Source organism: Gottfriedia acidiceleris (genome assembly GCF_023115465.1).
Taxonomy (GTDB): Bacteria; Bacillota; Bacilli; order Bacillales; family Bacillaceae_G; genus Gottfriedia; species Gottfriedia acidiceleris_B.
On record NZ_CP096034.1, the window covers coordinates 4,357,391 to 4,375,826 of the forward strand.

An 18,436-nucleotide genomic window follows, 5' to 3' on the forward strand; every position below is an offset into this window, starting at 1 on the left:
TAGTCAATATGAATACATATTATGAAAGATTTCTCAAATTTAATGGGTCTTATCCACTACATCATAAATACATAAAACATAAATTTAACTTTTCAGAAAAAAAAGATTAGAAAATTAATATGCTATAATCTTTCTAATTTTATAAATATAGTCCTGGAAGGAGCGTTTATCGTGGAAAAAGAAGTAAATTTAAAGAAAAATATTGGCTTTTTCGTTTCAACGTCTTTAGTAATCGGTACAGTAATTGGTTCTGGTATCTTTATGAAACCTGGGATCGTACTGTCTACAACGGCTAACTCCACTATGGCTCTATTTGCGTGGATTATCGGTGGTGTTATTACACTAGCAAGTGGATTAACGATTGCTGAAGTAAGTGTAAAAATCCCGAGAACTGGTGGATTATATGCTTACATTGAAGAGGTTTATGGTGAGAAGTGGGGGTTTTTATGCGGTTGGGTACAAACCCTTATCTATGGACCAGCTGTTATGGGTGCTCTTAGTCTTTATTTTGGCTCTTTATTAGCAGATTTTTTCGGTTTTCAGGGAAGTAGTAAAGTTATTGGTATTATCACGATTGTATTACTTGGTAGTCTAAACATACTAGGCACTCAACTTGGTGGATTTATTCAAACAATCTCTACTGCTGGTAAACTAGTTCCTATTATTTTAATCGCTGTTTTTGGTATTCTTCAAGGGGACGTATCAGTTTTTAATGCAGAGAGTGGTAGTTCTACTCAAGCACTTAGTATGGGCGCAGCAGTATTAGCGACTTTATGGGCATATGATGGATGGATGAATGTAGGTTTTATGGCAGGAGAAATGAAGAATCCTTCAAAGACTCTTCCTAGATCAATTATTTCTGGTATTGTAATTGTTATTTTAGCTTATCTTTCTGTTAATATCGCAATGCTACATGTTTTATCTGCAAATAAAATTGTTGAATTAGGTCCTAATGCAGCTACTGCGGCAGCTTCTTCTCTATTTGGTAGTATTGGTGGAAAAATTCTTGCCATCGGAATTTTAATTTCTATTTTTGGCTGTTTAAATGGCAAAATTCTTACATTCCCAAGGGTTACATTTGCGATGGCAGAGCGAAACTTCCTACCTGGTTCAAAAGTATTATCAAGTATACACCCAAAATTTAATACGCCAGTAGGCTCAACAGTTTTCCAAATAGTTTTAGCATTAGCAATGATGATATTCTGGAACCCAGATCGACTTTCTGATATGGCTATATTTGCAGTTTTCTTATTTTATGGACTTGCATTTAATGCAATCTTCCTATTACGTAAAAAAGATAAAGGTGGAAATAAATTATATAAAGTTCCTTTATACCCTATCACTCCGATTGTGGCAATATTAGGTACGCTTTATATCATCGGTAGTACGATTATAAATGCACCAATAGATGCACTTGTCTCAATTGGTATTGCAATTGTTGGTTTACCTGTTTATTGGAGACTAAAATCGACTATTAGAAGCGAAGAAAAATATAAGGCAAGTTAATAGATAAGAATATTTTAGATTAATAAAAAGCAGGTAAAAGACTTCAAAATCTTTTACCTGCTTTTTTATGTTCTCTATTATTTATGTGCAAAAAATACTAATTGAACTAAGAATAATACTGCAAATAGATAAACAAATGGATGTACGTCATTAAATTTACGTTTAACGATTTTCATAATCGGATAAGAAATAAAGCCTAAAGCAATACCGTTTGCAATGCTTGATGTTAATGGCATACTAACGATGACTAAAAATGCCGGGAATGCTTCTTCAAAATCATCCCATTTAATCTCGGAAATACTCTTAATCATAAAACACCCAACAATTATTAAGCTAGGTGCTGTAATTGCGGCAACTTCTGATACGGAACCAATCATTGGGCTAAAAAATGCTGCGATTATAAATAGGACTACAACGGTTAATGATGTTAAACCAGTTTTTCCACCAGCACCTACACCAGCAGATGATTCTACAGTTGCAGCAGTCGGACTTGTTCCTAACATTGCACCAACGATTGTTCCAATTGAATCAGCAGAGAACGCACTTCCTCCCTTTTCTAACTTCCCATTTTTGATAAGACCTGCTTGTTTAACGATCGCTAGTAAGGCTCCTGTTGTATCGAATAACATGACAAGTAAGAATGAGAAAATGACACTATAAAGTCCGTATTCTATAATGTCTTTCACTGAATCAATTGGGTTGTAAACTAAAATTCCTTTTGGTAAATGAGGCATAGCAACAAAACCATTTGCAAAATTTAACTGACCTGTAAAATATGCAATTAGACCTGTCGTAATCATCCCTAGAAACAACGCACCATTTAAGTTAAGTGCCATAAATACGATTGTTATTAGTAAACCGATCAATGTAAGTGCAACTTTAGGTGAACTAAAATCACCAATTTGAACTAGATTAGTAGGGTGATCTGCGACAATACCTGATAAACGTAAGCCAATAAAGGTAATGAACAAACCAATTCCAGCAGCAATTGCATGCTTTAAGTTAGCGGGAATTGCTTGAATCAATTTTGTTCGGAAAGATGTTAAAGAAAGTAGTAAAAATAAAATTCCGGTAATAAAAACAGCAGAAAAACCTACTGAGTATGGGAGATTATGTCCCCCAATTACAGAATAAGTAAAATAGGCATTTAACCCCATTGCAGGCGCTATAACGATGGGATAATTAGCGATTAATGACATTGTTAAAGTACCAATAATGGTAGCTAGAATAGTAGCTAAAAATGCCTGGTTAAACGGCACACCTGCATCCTTTAAAATCATAGGATTGACAATAATGATATACGCCAAAGTTAAAAATGTAGTTAAACCAGCTAATACTTCAATTTTAACTGAAGTATTTCGTTCTTTAAGTTGAAACATACGATGACTCCTTTATTATATTAAAATAAAAAAACTACCCGCTTTTTATGAGAAAAAGCAGGCAGTTTTACATTGTAAAGAAAACAAAAATCCAGAGCTCTTCCTCATAGTCTAGCAGTTTACGGGCGCTAGGTAGAAACTCTTGAACCTTATTTTCAAGTTTATATGAGAAAATATTAATATATTTTTTCTATCATACGACCTGCCTTAGAGTCTGTCAATAAAAATCATTTTTGTTATATAATTTAGAAAATAATATAATGAATGTGGATAAAATAGTAAACAACAATAATTTAAAAGGACTTTTTAGGAATAGTCGAATGGTATTCTCAATAAAAAGCTATATATGTTATTCTGAAAGTATAATTAAGAATTTAAGGGGTTGTTTAACATTCGTTTAAATAAATTTATTAGTGAGTCTGGTAAGGCTTCGAGACGTGGAGCGGATAAGTTAATTAGTGAAGGACGAGTAAAATTAAATGGTAGAGTAGCAAAAGTCGGCGATCAAGTCGAACCTGGTGATGAAGTAATTGTAAATGGTGAACATATTAGACTGGCTCGAAATCATGTATATATAGCCTTGAACAAGCCAGTTGGTATAACAAGTACTACTGAAAAAGGTGTAAAAGGGAATATTGTTGATCTCGTAAACCATCCATTACGTATCTTTAATATCGGAAGATTGGATAAGGATTCTGAAGGTTTGATTCTCCTTACAAATGATGGCGATATTGTAAATGAAATTTTACGAGCTGAAAATAGGCATGAAAAAGAATATATCGTTTCAGTAGATAAACCAATAACTGCTGAATTTTTAACTAAAATGTCTGAAGGAGTAAAAATATTAGGTACTAAAACACTTCCATGTGAAGTTAAACAGCTTTCGAAATTTGATTTCCAAATCATTTTAACACAAGGTTTAAACCGCCAAATTCGTCGAATGTGTGAAGCGCTTGGATACGAAGTCTATCGATTACAAAGAACAAGAATTATGAATATACATCTAGGCAATCTACCAATTGGCCAATGGAGAGACTTATCTAAGAAAGAAAAAACACAGTTATTTAGAGAATTAAATTACGAACCAAATGAATGGTGAACTAAAAAAAAAGACTGTTTCAATTTAATTGAATTAGTCTTTTTTTGCTCAATTAAGAGTATGCAAAATATTAGTATGACTGAATTCCTATCAAAAAAAGAAACTACTATTAAGTAAAATTTAATAGTAGCTTCTTTTGGGTATATGATTATAAGCCTAATTGACTTTTAATCGTTTCTAACGTTTGGTTATTATAAATTGTTTTCGGTGTAGGTGCATTTTGTACTGATGGATTTTGCTTTAAGTAATTTTTCTCAATTAAAGCAAAATCTTTTGCATCTACTGTTCCGTCGAAATTGATATCTGCATTTCGATTGTTTGTTCCCCAATTAGTTTGAACGTAAAGTGCATCTTGTACATCGATTACATTGTCTTGGTTAACATCTCCACCAATTAAGCTAATGTTAGTTGTTTCTGATTTTCCATATAATACGCCTTTGTATTCAAAACCAAATTTTTGAGAATTCTTCGTAATAAAGTGTCCTGGTACATTTACTTCAAACGTATATGCATCTTTACTTAATGCAAGTGGTTCAAGACTAAATTTACCTCTACTAATTAAATTAGTAGCGTCTAGACTAAAATCACCGTTTGTTACTTTAATTGTAGCTCCTACTTTTTTCCAATCGCGAGATCCTAAATAAGGTGTTTGACCTTCTTCTTGAACTAAAAACCCTTCAGGAATAATATTTCCTTGAACTCGGTTAAATCTTGGTTTTAATTGGAATCGTTTACCAGCATTTAACAACTTCACTGCTTGTCCGTTAGCATCCACTATATTAGCAGATGGGTTAATGTAACCAATTGGATAGAAAAGTTGGTCCTGTACTTTTACTTTTATATTTACTACTTCTGAGCGATCGAATACTGTATTCTCTTTAAACGTTACTTTGATTTTATTACCAATTACTTGAATACTTGCTTTATCCTTAAATTTTTCAGTTAAAGCAGCGTCTACAAGATTTACATATGGAATCCCTACAGCTTGTGCATCATCAAAATTCCAAGTTGCTTCTTTTACACCTTGTAAGTTGTCTAATACTAGAGAGGCAGACAAGATATCTCCTGATCTAGCTAGTTCTACATTATGTTTAGCGTATGAGACAGGTGTACCTTCTTTAACGAAATAGTATTCTTTCCAGTTTGCTTGATTTCCAGCTGCATCATAACCAATTAAATTGTATGATAGTGCTGGAGCATTTTCATCCATTTCTACTTCATCAACCCACTTACCGCTCTTGTCCATATGGATTGGACCCTGAGGAATAGGGAATCCATAAGTATAAACTGCAAAGTTTGATGTTTCGTCTAAATTAATACCTGCTTGCTGCATTTCTGTTAAAGCAGCGTCTTTTACTTCCATTTCAAACGGATAAGTCTTTTGTCCTGGCTTGTACTCAATAAAAGGTGAATCACCATCTAGAGAACTTTTTACTGTTGGTGTATCAATATCAATAAAGATATCATCAGATTTAATTTTCTGTTTTCCATTTGGTAATGTTGTTATGAATTTCAATTTATAATGTCCAGGTTTAGCCTGACTCACTTCGGTTGATACAGGTTGTTTTTTATCACCTGTAAACTTGTAATATGCCCCATAAAATGCTTGTTGTATGAAGTAATCTACATCTGTCGTTGCACTTTTCATATTAAGCGTGCCAACAAGTCCTAAATCTTGATTTGTATTAGCGTCTTGTAATACGACATCTAAATTGTCAACTGGAGAACCTAAATTGAATTTTAATGATGTTACAAATGTTTTATATGAATCATATGTTCCGTAATACAATGGAGAGATAGCATGTGATGATAGGCTAAGAGTATCAAAGCCTTCATCTGATTTCTTAAAACTAAATGGAATACGATATTGCTCTGTTTTATCTTCACTATTTGTTAATAAAACATAGCCTTCATAATAACCTATTTTTGCTGTAGATGGGACAGTTAATGTTGCTTTTACTGTTTTAACCGTGTTCTTATCCACTTTAATTGAATTACTAATATCTAGAACAACCCCGTTCTCTTGTAATCCATTCTTACCATTTGCATTATCCACTACTTTTACATCAAATGTTTTCTTTTTATCGCTATTGTTTTTAAACTCAATGTCTTTCTTTACTTTTAATTCTGAGTCATCTTTGACAACTTGTTTACCGAAACTTAACCCGCCAGTTTCATTTTTTGCATTTATTAAATCGTTGCCGACCGGGATTAATGTTTCATCTTGTACTTTTATTTCTGTTTGAGTGTGAAGAGCTTGATATGGATCTACACGACCTGCTCCTACTTCAAACACGCTATAATTTCCATTTAATTTATCAGCAGTATTCATCAGGATTGATTTAACGTCTGCTGGCTGAAGGTTTGGATTCTGTCCGATTAATAATGCCGCTACACCAGCTGCAAATGGTGATGCCATAGACGTTCCATCCAATCGTTGATATGCATATCTATAGTCTTCTGGTGTATCATGATTTGCAATATATGAAGGAACCGTAGATAGAACACTTACACCAGGCGCTGTGATTTCAGGCTTCATTTGGAAGTTACCTTTAACTGGTCCTCTTGAGCTAAAGTCCGCTAGCTTATCACCTTCAGTAGTCACTTCTTTTAAATTTGTAAAAGTAAATGTTGTATTTCCATTTGCATTTTTTGCCTTTAATTCTTCTCCTGCTTTCTTTGTCATTGAGAATGCAGGAATATATTCCATTGACTCACCTAAGTTAGATCCAACATGTCCATCAACATTGTTGTACATAATGACAGCTTTTGCTCCGTTTTGCTTTGCAAACTTCACTTTATCAACTAGTGCAAAATTTCCACGTTGAACGAAAGCAATTTTCCCGGCAACATTTTTATTTTTGTAATCATTTAATGTTCCTAATCCAACATCTACTAGTTCAAGAGATTTTCCTTCCAAACTATTAAAGCTATCAGCAAAGCTTCTAGCCATACTTACAAGATCAGTTGACCATCCACCTGCTACTTTTCCATCAAATGTTGTAATTGAAGTTGGAACATCACTAGCTCCAACCGTTAGAGCAAATGCTGCCGTACCTGGTGATCCTAAAGTATACGCTTTAGGTCCACTGTTACCTGCAGAAACCACTGCCGTTACACCATTTAATACTGCATAGTTTATTGCAGTACTACTTGGATAATATGGATTGTTAATAGCTGCACCTAAAGAAAGGTTAATAACATCCATTCCATCTTGAACTGCTTTATCAATCCCAGCAAGTATATTTTCAGTTGATCCAGTTCCATAAGGACCAAGTACACGGTACATATATAAATCAGCATCAGGTGCAACACCTTCTACTGATACTCCATTTTCACCTTTATTTTGTCCTACAATTGTTCCCGATACATGTGTACCATGCTCAGTATAGTATGAGCCATTACCATTAGTTTCAGGCTGTTTTGATGCCTGCCAGTCCTTGTATGTAGCTTCCATTGGGTCATTATCATTATCTACAAAATCGTATCCCCCTTTAAAAGCGTCTTTTAAATCAGGGTGGTTATAGTCAATACCAGTATCTAGTACCCCTATTTTAACTCCTTTACCTGTTATACCCTCTTTATGTAACATATCCACATTTAAATAAGAAATGCTATCTACTGATGTAGTTGTTTTACTTGCAATATCTGTTGGTACATCTTCTTTAACTGGATCTACATTAAAAGTTACATCTTTATAAATCGCTTTAACAGCATCTGATTTTAAAAGTTCTTTCACTTGATTTGCAGGAAGTGTAATCGCTGCACCATTAAATGCTGTTTTATACGTTTTTGTAATAACAGGAGCGTTTTTCTTTTCCTTAACCTTAACGAACTTTCCTACATCTTCTTTAAAAACCTTGTGCTCTTTGTCTACTTGTTCTTTTGCTGATTCTTTAGTTAATGACTTCCCATCAATTGCAGCTTCTAATACCGCAACATTACTTGGATCTGAATTAAACTGAACGATGACAGAGACATTTTTATCAGAGTCCAGTTCACCTACTTGAAAGCCTTGAAGACCTTCTTGACCGTTTAGTTCTAATTGTTTTAATGCTTCTCTTTGCTCTGGTGTAATTGAAGCTAAAATTTCTTCTGCTTTAGAAGTTGCCGCATTTGCCGTTAAGTATGACTTTGCACTGAAAGGTGAAATAAGCAGACTTGTTGAAAGGGCAAGTACTGCCGAGTGCTTTGCCAATGTAGTTACCTTCATAAACTTCATCCCCCATTTTTCTATATATAGTTGAAAAATTCTTACTATTTAAATAGTAATCGCATTTAGGGAAAAAGCATATTGTGTTATTTTTAATCGAAATTTCGGTCATTTTGTAGGATTTTTTTCCTAAAAAGCATTGAAATTTGAAAGGAAATTTCATTAAATATTAAAAAAGCATGAAATTTTTCTTAAAAATTTGTGTTATTTTTATTTTGAAATGAAAGTATTTGACTTTACCAAATTCTAGTTATAATGAAATTAATAGGTATTTCAAAGTCTTTGTACTTTCTAGTTTCTTAGATTTGCGTTAAAAGAACATTCGCAAATTGTAGGAATGTAATCTTGCACTGACGTAAAAAACTTCGTAGTTAATCATCTGGAATTAGAAAAGGAGAGAACATATGCTTGAAGGCGAGATCATTAAATTTTATCGAAAAAAAGCGGGATTGACCCAAGAGGAATTAGGAAAAGACATTTGTACCGCTACCCATGTAAGTAGAATTGAAAGAGGGGAAACTCGATATTCTGAAGAAATTATACAATTGTTCTCTCAACGTCTTCAGATTGACATTAAAAATGAGATAGCCGCTGTTCAAAATATCGAAAAGAAACTTCAAAAATGGCATAATGCAATCATATTAGAGCGAATGAAGGATGTCATACTAATTAAAGAAGAACTAGAAAGCATTCACTATATAAGTGCGTCTAACTATGCTATCTATTTCCAGCTTTTATTAGCCAGATATTTTATTTTATGCAAAAACATTGAAAAAGCAGATCGTATTATTAAACGGATTGAAAAAGATTCTCCTCCTATGTCGACTTATGAAAAGAACTTATTTCATCATGTAAGAGGAATATATTATTTAACTCAATATACACGACTAGAAAATGTAAACAGGCAAATTGCACTACAAGAATTAAAGAAGGTCAATATAGAGGAATATGGAAATAAGGAATATTATTATCATCTTGGGTCAGCCTATCATTGGACTCAGTCTAAAGTTATGGCATATTTCTACGGTGAGAAGGCATTTAGATATTTTAATAAAACAAATAATTACGCAAGAGCAATTTTGGCAGAATCCTTAATGTTAGTGCAATTAAAAGACAGTACACAACTAGATTTTGAAGAAATTGTAGTAAGGTATGAAAGTTTAATTGAGCATAGCGAGGCTTTAGGTCTTTTTGATAAAAGAGGAATGATCTTACATAATTTAGGTCTAATGTATTTTTGGAAACAAGACTTTAAAAATGCACATATCTTTTATAAAAAATCCGTTGAAGAAGCTGATAAACAATCCTTACTTTATTTAAATCGTTTGTATAACTATTTAGATAATGCAGAAGAAGGGAAGCTTTTAACAAAGAATGAATTGCTAAATGAAGCAAATGAAGGACTTGCCCTTTCAGAAAAGGCAGCGAATGATTTATATATTATTCTCTTTACTCTTCTAATTTTACGTTTTAATGAAAAATTTGATGAATATTACGATTACATGGAACAAATTGCATTTCCTTTCTTTAAGAGTCACCATCATGTCACACATGCAATAAAGTATGCAAAACTGCTTTACAACTACTATGTTAAAACTAAACAATATGAAAAAGCTGTTCATACTGGGGATATGTTTATTAATGGCCATTAGAAAAAATGGATATGGCTATTAGCTAAAAGGGACTGATACTATGGATTCAGTCCCTTTAAATTATTCCTAAAGTCTATCATTGCAGTAAAATTAATGTACAAGTAAGTCCTTCTCTAACTGATTGTATTCATCAAGAATTAAACTAATTAGCTCAATACAATCTGATAATTCTGAATATTTAACAAGCAACTCTTCCACAGAGTGATCTTGGAGGTAGCTTTGTATTTCAACTGCTTCATGATCATCATTATTTTTATAGAATAAAGCAACTGCAATTGCTTTAACTAAATAGTTAGGTGTTATCCCAAAGTTTATTAACTCTCTTGCTGGCTTAATAAAACGGTCATTTGCTCCTAATTTGCGAATTGGAGAACGAGCAACACGAGATAATTCATCTGAAATATATTCATTATCGAATCTACCTATTATTTTTTTTATATAAGCGTTATGTTGATCTAAGTCAAAGTTATATTTTTTAACTAATAACTTACCCGTTTCATCTAAAATAGAACTAACAGTATTTCTAATATTTTCATCAGAAATTGCTTCTTTAATCGTTTTATATCCGTAGAAATTGCCTAAATATGCAGTCGCTGCGTGACCTGTGTTTACGCTAAATAGTTTTCTTTCAATATAAGGAAGTAAATCCTCTACATAAGTTACACCATCAATTGCTGGAACCTCTCCTATCAGTTTTGATTTGTCAATTACCCACTCATAAAAAGGTTCTACTGACACTAATAATTTATCTTCATGACTTTGAATTGGTACGATTCGATCTACTGCAGCATCTGGAAAACTGACCGACTGTTCAGTTTTTTTCTTCTGAGATAATGTCATATTTAAATAAACTTCATCTCTTAAAAAAGAACTTCCACCTATCATATTTTCACATGCAATTATATTTAACGCTTTCTCTGAATTCTGAACTTTTTCAATTAATCCCTCTGCAATTAGCTTTGCTATTTTAGGAAGAATTGAGGGACCTACTGCTGTTGTTACGATATCAGCCTGTGCAATTACTTTTACAACTTCTTTTGGATCCTTCAGGCTGTTAATACCTCTTACATTTGTTATCTTTATTTCTTCCTGAGTACGGTCTGCTAGCATGACAGTATATGATTTCTTCTCATTCAATTGATCAATAATCTCTTCGTTTACATCAACGAAGCAAATCTCATACCCTGCCTTGTGTAATAATTGTCCTATAAATCCTCTTCCAATATTTCCTGCGCCAAAGTGTACAGCTAACATCTTACTCCTCCTCACTAAACATTAAAATTAGTTCCTCTTCTGATGTGGCTGCAATCAATTTATGTACATTTTCTTCCTCTGAACAAAGGATTGCAATTTGAGATAACAGATCAAGATGCTCATTATCTTTGCCTGCAATACCAAATACTACCTTTACAATATTTCCGTTCCCAAAGTCTACTCCATTAGGAATTTGAAGAATCGAAATTCCAGATGAGATTACCTCTTGTTTTGACTCCTCAGTTCCATGTGGAATCGCAATAAAGTTCCCCATATAAGTTGTTAAAGACTCTTCTCTTTCGATCATACTATCAATATAATTTTCTTTTACATAACCGTTTTTTACTAAAAGATTTCCTGCTAAACGAATGGCTTCATCTTTTGTTTTTACATCTATATTTAATAAAACATTATCTGTTGGTAATACTGTCTGAATCATTACTTAATCCCTCAATTCTTAAATCTTTTTTGTAAATTTTCATATAATGCATAGCTTAATTTGTTATATATATTTGTATAGTTATTAGATGTAAAAATTTGTGTTGATTCTTCATCTTCAATAATTGTTGAACTAATTTTACTCAACACCTCTAACTGACCTGTTTGGATTTCAACTGGAGCTAGTAATAATAATAATGTATTGATTTTTATTGACGAGTGGTCCATTGCTTTGACTACCATAGGATCATGTAGCAAAAAGGATAAAAACACTGGTTGCGTAACATATTCTGAACGACAATGGTACAGTGCTATGCTTGTTCCTGGTATTCCGAGTCCCCCCTTCTTTTCTCTTTCTGTGAGTTGATTAGTTACCTCAAAATAATCACCTATTAATCCCCTAACATTTGCTTGTTTGCATACTTCCAATAATAAAATAGAAGAGGTTGGAATAAACGGTAGTGAAATTGTCTCAAATGTATTCAAAATATGGAGTACTGTTTCTGAGTACTGATGAACTACTTCAAGATTTTGTTTAATTATTTCTGGCGTTTCTAGCTTGATCTGCTTTTGAAACTTTTTGTTATGGAGCTTTTTTAATAAAGTTGCTTCCGTTGTAAGAGAGTTGCGTTTTATTTCATCACGAATCTGCTCAGCCTCATTCTTTGGCAATAAAGGGTTTACGGTAATATATTTTTTTGTAAATCCCGGCATCTCAACTGTAGATAAAATAATGTCATAAAGTTCAATTTGAATGTTTCTTAAGTTCGCTAAAGACGATACTTCGATCTCCGTTATTTCCTTTATCTCTTTTTTGATTCGACTCGCTAACATTTTAGAGGAACCGATCCCACTTGAACATAATACAAGCGCCCTAACTTCTTTACTGTTATCATAGATTACTTGAGATGAACCAAAATGTAGGACAAGATATGCGATTTCCTCAGTTGGAAAAACAATCTTTGGAAAAGCTTCTTTTAATCCTGTTTGAATGCTCTTAAACATTGCAGGATAATCCTCTTGAATTTGACTTGCTAAAGGATTATTTGCATCTAGTTTTTTTTGAATTCGATAGATTGCTGGTTCAATATGAGTAATTAGTCCTTCAAATAAGGCTTGGTCTTCTTCAAAATTTATTTCAAGTTCCTTCGATACATAATTGATTAGCTTTTTTGAGCCTATGACAATTTCCGTACTGCTCTCTTTTAGCCAATCATTTTTCTCTTGACGCTGTCTTGCACCTAATAAATGCATCGTAATATACCCTTTTTCAGCACTTGGGATATTAACTTTAAACACTTCTTCTAATTCGTTAACAATCTGACTTGCGATATTAAATTCTTTAGTGTTACTTAATTCCTCAAGTACCACCTGATCCATTTTTACTACTTCGCCTTGAATAATTCTTTCGATAGCAAGAGATAAGTGAATTGTAAATGTCATAAACGCACTATCAGCTAGAGAATAAGGTAATTGTTGTTCAATATCCCTGATCATTTTTCCAATCATGGTGAGTTTTTCTAGTTTTATTATTTCTAATAATCCATTTGTGAATCTATTCTTTGATTCATATTCATCTTCCACTACAGATAAAAACTCATATTCATTTAATTGCTGTGCGATTAGATGTCCTAGGGCCTTTCTTTTTTTTCGTTCTGAACCTAGTAAAGCAATGCCGTACCCTTTCTTTCTTATAAGATCCAAATCGAAGTCTTTTAACCATTCTTCTACTTTATTGAGGTCGTTACTAACTGTAGCAACAGTAACATGTAAATCATTTGCTAGTGAGCTTAGTTTAATAGATTCTGGTTCTTTTAATAAGGAACATAGAATTAACTCCTGTCTTTCTTTTTGAGTAAACTCCTGCCCACTTTTTAATATTGTAATTTGGAGCTCATTTTTTTGCTCAGGGGTCCCTTCTAAATACATTCCAACACCTAATACCTTTTTTAAGAAAAGGTTATGAGCAGAGGCAATACTTTTAACCCCTTTTAGTTCCCGTTGCACGGTTCGGCTACTAACATTTAATTTCTCTGCAATTTCTTGAACATTAATTCCGTTTGGGTGAACTAACAACAAATTAATGATTTCTCTTTCTCTTGCTGATATATACATATATACCTCTTTAAATTTTTTATTTTATTAAAGAATTCACTAATTCATCATACTTCGGACTATTTAAGAAGTTCTCTACTGAGATATGAACTGCATTCGGTACTTTTGCTTTTGCTCGATCAGTTAAATCTTTATGAGTTATGACAACATCTACATCATTTGGTAAATTATTAATTGCTACATTCGTAACCTCTAATTCTATCCCTGCTGTTTTTACCTTTTTGCGTAATATTGATGCCCCCATGGCACTTGATCCCATACCAGCATCACAGGCAAAAATAATTTTTTTCACTTCTTTAATAATACCAAGAGAACTAGCTACTTCTTTTTCAGTCTGTAATAAACTAGCTACTTTACTTTCCTTACCTTTTAAAACTTGTGTTTTTTGAGCTGCTCTTTCTAAATCTTCATCTGATGAAATTAACTTTGATGATTTTAGAACTACAGCTGAAACAATAAATGATACTGCTGTTGCAACAAGTACACCCGCAAGGATTGGTAAGTATCCTCCTTTTGGAGCCATTGCTAATATTGCTATAATACTACCTGGAGAAGCTGCTGCTACTAGACCTGCGCCTAATATATTAAAAGTAAGTGTACCAGCTACCCCACCAGCGATAACCGAAAAGATTAATAAAGGTCTCATTAAGATATATGGGAAATAAATCTCATGTATCCCACCTAAGAAATGGATAATCACTGCTCCTGGCGCTGTTTGTTTAGCTGTACCTTTACCGAAGATCGTATATGCTAATAGTACACCTAGGCCCGGTCCTGGATTAGCTTCTAGTAAGAATAAAAGCGACTTTCCAGCTGATTTTGCTTGCTCAAGACCAATTGGACTTAAAATTCCATGGTTTATTGCATTGTTTAAAAATAAGATTTTTGCTGGTTCAATAAATATGTTTGCCAAAGGAATGACATTTGCTTTTACCATCATATCTACACCGTTAGCTAATGCTTCTGTTAGCGTCGAAACAACTGGATTAACACCTATTAAGCCAATTATTGCTAAAATTGCTCCTAAAATACCTGCTGAGAAATTATTAACTAACATTTCAAATCCTGACTTAACTTTTCCTTGTATAGCTAGGTCAAATTTCTTAATAGCCAAACCGCCAAGTGGTCCCATAATCATTGCGCCTAAGAACATCGGCATCTCTGCACCAACAATTACCCCCATTGTTGCAATTGCCCCAACAACTCCGCCTCGAATATCATGGACCATTCTTCCTCCAGTAAAACCAATTAGCAATGGTAATAAATAAGTAATCATTGGACTTACTATTACCGCCAACTTTGCATTAGGGATCCATCCAGTTGGTATAAACAGTGCTGTTATTAATCCCCATGCAATAAAAGCACCAATGTTTGGCATTACCATACCACTTAGAAAGCTACCAAAGCGTTGAATTTTTACTTTTATATTTTTATTTTTATCTGTATTCAAAATCTTACCTCCCCTGTGAAGCTTATATACAAATGATAAAACGCTTACAGTTCTAAAACAATGAAATGAATATTCATATTTGTCGCTTACTAATGTGACAAAATTTAAAAGAGCTCAAAAAAATTACCATTTCTATAATCACTACTTTTAATAGAATGCTAGATTTCATCCACCTGAGCAATAGGTCTCTAAACACACCTAAAAACATGCCACACTACCTATAAAAACACCATTACATTAGACTCATAAACTGGTATAAAAAAGGAACATATTCAAGTTATGAATATGTTCCTTTTGATTTTATATTGTAGAAATGAAAGCTTCCAATCTACTACTCTTATCCGACCTGTCCACTATATTTAGATTCTTCTTCTGGGAATAAGAATCCTAACTCATGGTGTTCACCTTCATAAACTGATGATTGAGTTATACGGATTTCAGAATTTAAATCAACTACTTCTAATTTACAGTACGCACGGTTAATTTGTAGTGCTTCATAAAACTCATTAACAGTAGAGACGTTTTGACCATTTACTTTTGTAATGCTTTCGCCTACTTTAATGTTCATTTTATCCGCTACAGAGTTTGGTAAAATCCCTAATACAATTAGGCCAGTTGATTTAACTGTAAAGTAAGATGGTGTATTAATATCTTTATTTTTATGAATATAGTTTATAGCTTCTCGTCCCACTACTGCGATTGCTACTGCTATAAATGCTACAAAACCAATAAAATAACTTAATATTCCACCTGCACAAACTATAATTGCTAAAGCTACTATTTGTTTACCGACAAGCTTAATGGATTCCTTTGGTAACATTCCTTGAATTAACTGGTAAAATCCAATTCCAAATGGTACACAAAGAATCGAATACCCACTATCACCTAAAGCAAATGTAGGCCACCATGAATAGTCACTAATGATCGAACCACTTGGTATTAGTAAAAATAATGGCACCATCCATAATCTATTTGCCTCATGTGCCCCTACTCTTTTTCCACGTTTACTCTCAATAAATAAAGGAGTTGTATGATTTGCAGCATTACGTTGAACTAAAATTCCTTCAGCTAATAAAAGTAAAGCCAATAGAATCGTTATGGCAGGAAGCATCGCATTCAGATCATTCGGTATAAAGTTTTTCAACAAAGGTAATGAATCTTGCCCTCTATTTAGTAATGGCAGAGCTACTAAAGCTAGTCCAAAAAGATAAGCAGGAGACATCCATCTGAATTGTAAAACTAGTGCACAAATAATTGTTAATACACTTAGTAAATAAACCATTTCAATCGGAATGCTTATTCCAGCTACCAATGTGATAACTGAAAGAATTAATCCGATCAGTAATCCATACCATAGTGACGTTTTCCACTCGAACGTTACATTAAAATTTCGAACCGAAAAATGTTTACGTTCCCTTTTTACACGTAAATTGCCACAGAAAATTGATGCGATAAAAAATATATAAGTAAATGGATTTAAAAATAGTTTACCTAATCCAACCAATAGTTCAGATAATAAATTTGACCACATAACATTCACCACCTTTTTATATAATAGATTGATATACTTATGTTATCGGTTTATTAATATTTTTTCAAAGAGAATATGCTACAAAACAATAAAAAAAGCACACTTCTCCATAAAGTGTACTTTCGACATACTAAACTAAAACTCCTGCATGGATTGTAATTTCCAATCTATTTCCCGGGAATTATGTCAAATGAGGACGAAATAAATTTCGTCCTCTAAACTGGACTTTACTATACAAAGAGGACAATATAAAAATGTCCTCTTTTTGTAGTATTATTGAGCCACCATATCTAAAGCTTTTTCTAACTGAAGGTCATTCTTTTCATCTTTAATTTTATCAATTAATGACGATTCAAGTTTTTCAGAAGTTAGAGGATCAATCTCACCGTTAACAGTAATTCCAACAGCTTTTTGATAATTCTTAACTGCTGTCTCTGTTTGCTTGCTGAAATATCCATCTTTACGGCCTGGGTCGTATCCTAAACCTTTTAACATGATTTGCGCTTGTTTAATATTTTCATCATTATCATCGAATTTAAATGTTTTCTTTTTATCAATTGGTGTAGCGTAGAAATAATCAGGTTGTTTCACAGCCACATCTGGTTTAATTCCTTTTTTGTGAATCCAAGTACCATCTGGAGTTAACCATTTAAATTGTGTTAACTTTATATTGCTACCATCTTTGAAATCTAATGTAGATTGTACAGTACCTTTACCAAAAGATTTTTCACCAATTAATTCATAATGTCCTGCTTCACTTAATGCCGCTGCTAAAATTTCAGCCGCAGATGCACTTCCTTTATCAATTAATACATCAATTGGATATGGTTTCGCTTTATTTAATTTAGTATAGTACTTTTCACGTTGGCCATTTCTATTTTCAACTTGTAAGTATGGCTCACTTTTTACAACTAATTCTTCTAAAACGCCTTCTACAGCTTGTAAGTACCCCCCAGGATTTCCACGAACGTCAATTGTTAATCCTTGGATATTTTGATCCTCTAGCTTTTTCAATTCTTTCTTAAACTCGTCAGCTGTTTTTTCATTAAACGAGGTAATATGAATATAACCAATTTTTTCGTTGTTTACGTCTTTCACTGAACTAAATACTGTATACATTGGAATATCATCACGTTTAATTGTAAATTTAATTGGATCCGGAACTCCTGGACGTTTTACTTCAATCGTAACATTTGTTCCTTTTTTTCCACGTATCTTTAGCACTGCATCATATTGAGATAAACCTTTCACACTTTTACCATCAACTGATAAAATTTCATCCTTTGGTTTCAGACCAGCCTTTTCCGCAGGAGAGTTCTTAATTGGAGAGACAATAATTAGTTTTTCACCGTCTTTAGAAACTTCCGCTCCAATTCCTTGGAAAGATGAACCTAATGATTCATGGAATTGTTTAGCTGTCTTTCCATCCATATAAGTAGAAAATGGATCATCTAAAGTTGTTACCATTCCTTGGATTGCACCCTCAGTTAATTTATCAGGATCAATCTTTTTCACATATTGATTTGCAATAATTTCGTAAGCTTTTTGTATTTTAGCAATATTTTGATCTTCTGAAGCCTTTACTTCTTTACTCTCAGAGAATTTCGAAACGATTGTACTTGTACCATCATTAAATGCAAATGTACCTACCCCCATACCAACAACAAATGTTGCTGTTGCAAGTAAAGCCGTTGTTTTACGATTCATACAGAACCTCCTATTTTTCGTTCCTTAAGAACGTACCAATCTATTAAATAATGTATGTACCCGAAAAAGCATCACACAGACGTGCGATGCCA

General features: G+C 33.1%; 11 protein-coding genes and 1 riboswitch. Of the genes, 3 read left to right on the forward strand and 8 right to left on the reverse strand.

Translation table 11 applies throughout. From position 1 onward, the window contains the following. Positions 1-171 precede the first annotated feature (171 nt). On the forward strand, positions 172-1,506 hold the full coding sequence (locus tag MY490_RS20600; protein WP_282439823.1) for an APC family permease: 1,335 nt from the start codon (positions 172-174) through the stop codon (positions 1,504-1,506). A gap of 77 nt (positions 1,507-1,583) precedes the next feature. On the opposite strand, the gene MY490_RS20605 is transcribed toward MY490_RS20600, so the two are convergent. Next, positions 1,584-2,885: an NCS2 family permease gene (locus MY490_RS20605; RefSeq protein ID WP_248267319.1), complete on the reverse strand. Its 1,302-nt coding sequence runs from the start codon at positions 2,883-2,885 to the stop codon at positions 1,584-1,586. 87 nt (positions 2,886-2,972) lie between these two features. Then, a riboswitch (purine riboswitch) is annotated at positions 2,973-3,074 on the reverse strand. A 193-nt stretch (positions 3,075-3,267) separates the two neighbouring features. On the opposite strand from MY490_RS20605, the gene rluF reads away from it, so the two are divergent. Beyond that, positions 3,268-3,984 carry a 23S rRNA pseudouridine(2604) synthase RluF gene (rluF, locus tag MY490_RS20610; protein ID WP_248267320.1) on the forward strand — a complete coding sequence of 239 codons (717 nt, stop codon included), beginning with the start codon at positions 3,268-3,270 and terminating at the stop codon, positions 3,982-3,984. 148 nt (positions 3,985-4,132) lie between these two features. Here rluF and MY490_RS20615 read toward each other — a convergent pair whose 3' ends face one another. Beyond that, positions 4,133-8,197, reverse strand: a complete 4,065-nt coding sequence (locus MY490_RS20615; RefSeq protein WP_248267321.1) for a S8 family serine peptidase — start codon at positions 8,195-8,197, stop codon at positions 4,133-4,135. Positions 8,198-8,601: 404 nt separating this feature from the next. Here MY490_RS20615 and MY490_RS20620 point away from each other — a divergent pair, with 404 nt between their 5' ends. Next, complete coding sequence (locus MY490_RS20620) at positions 8,602-9,849, forward strand: helix-turn-helix domain-containing protein (RefSeq protein ID WP_248267322.1); 1,248 nt, start codon at positions 8,602-8,604, stop codon at positions 9,847-9,849. Between the two features lie 90 nt (positions 9,850-9,939). Here MY490_RS20620 and MY490_RS20625 read toward each other — a convergent pair whose 3' ends face one another. From MY490_RS20625 to MY490_RS20650, 6 genes are all read right to left on the reverse strand, one after another. Next, complete coding sequence (locus MY490_RS20625) at positions 9,940-11,103, reverse strand: mannitol-1-phosphate 5-dehydrogenase (protein ID WP_248267323.1); 1,164 nt, start codon at positions 11,101-11,103, stop codon at positions 9,940-9,942. Between the two features lies 1 nt (position 11,104). Further along, positions 11,105-11,542 (reverse strand): PTS mannitol transporter subunit IIA, encoded by a 438-nt coding sequence (locus MY490_RS20630; RefSeq protein WP_248267324.1) that lies wholly within the window; start codon positions 11,540-11,542, stop codon positions 11,105-11,107. A gap of 11 nt (positions 11,543-11,553) precedes the next feature. Beyond that, positions 11,554-13,656 (reverse strand): BglG family transcription antiterminator, encoded by a 2,103-nt coding sequence (locus tag MY490_RS20635; RefSeq protein ID WP_248267325.1) that lies wholly within the window; start codon positions 13,654-13,656, stop codon positions 11,554-11,556. A gap of 19 nt (positions 13,657-13,675) precedes the next feature. Then, on the reverse strand, positions 13,676-15,109 hold the full coding sequence (locus tag MY490_RS20640; protein ID WP_282439861.1) for a PTS mannitol transporter subunit IIBC: 1,434 nt from the start codon (positions 15,107-15,109) through the stop codon (positions 13,676-13,678). Positions 15,110-15,443: 334 nt separating this feature from the next. After that, positions 15,444-16,637 (reverse strand): PDZ domain-containing protein, encoded by a 1,194-nt coding sequence (locus MY490_RS20645; protein WP_248267326.1) that lies wholly within the window; start codon positions 16,635-16,637, stop codon positions 15,444-15,446. Positions 16,638-16,910: 273 nt separating this feature from the next. Beyond that, positions 16,911-18,344, reverse strand: coding sequence for a S41 family peptidase (locus MY490_RS20650; protein WP_248267327.1), 1,434 nt, complete (start codon positions 18,342-18,344; stop codon positions 16,911-16,913). Positions 18,345-18,436 lie beyond the last annotated feature (92 nt).

Excerpts from the sequence above, each read along its gene's own strand:
- MY490_RS20630 (WP_248267324.1), bottom strand. The coding sequence starts at position 11,542 with ATGATTCAGACAGTATTACCAACAGATAATGTTTTATTAAATATAGAT.
- MY490_RS20615 (WP_248267321.1), bottom strand. The coding sequence starts at position 8,197 with ATGAAGGTAACTACATTGGCAAAGCACTCGGCAGTACTTGCCCTTTCA.
- MY490_RS20625 (WP_248267323.1), bottom strand. The coding sequence starts at position 11,103 with ATGTTAGCTGTACACTTTGGCGCAGGAAATATTGGAAGAGGATTTATA.
- MY490_RS20620 (WP_248267322.1), top strand. The coding sequence starts at position 8,602 with ATGCTTGAAGGCGAGATCATTAAATTTTATCGAAAAAAAGCGGGATTG.
- MY490_RS20650 (WP_248267327.1), bottom strand. The coding sequence starts at position 18,344 with ATGAATCGTAAAACAACGGCTTTACTTGCAACAGCAACATTTGTTGTT.
- MY490_RS20635 (WP_248267325.1), bottom strand. The coding sequence starts at position 13,656 with ATGTATATATCAGCAAGAGAAAGAGAAATCATTAATTTGTTGTTAGTT.
- MY490_RS20645 (WP_248267326.1), bottom strand. The coding sequence starts at position 16,637 with ATGTGGTCAAATTTATTATCTGAACTATTGGTTGGATTAGGTAAACTA.
- MY490_RS20605 (WP_248267319.1), bottom strand. The coding sequence starts at position 2,885 with ATGTTTCAACTTAAAGAACGAAATACTTCAGTTAAAATTGAAGTATTA.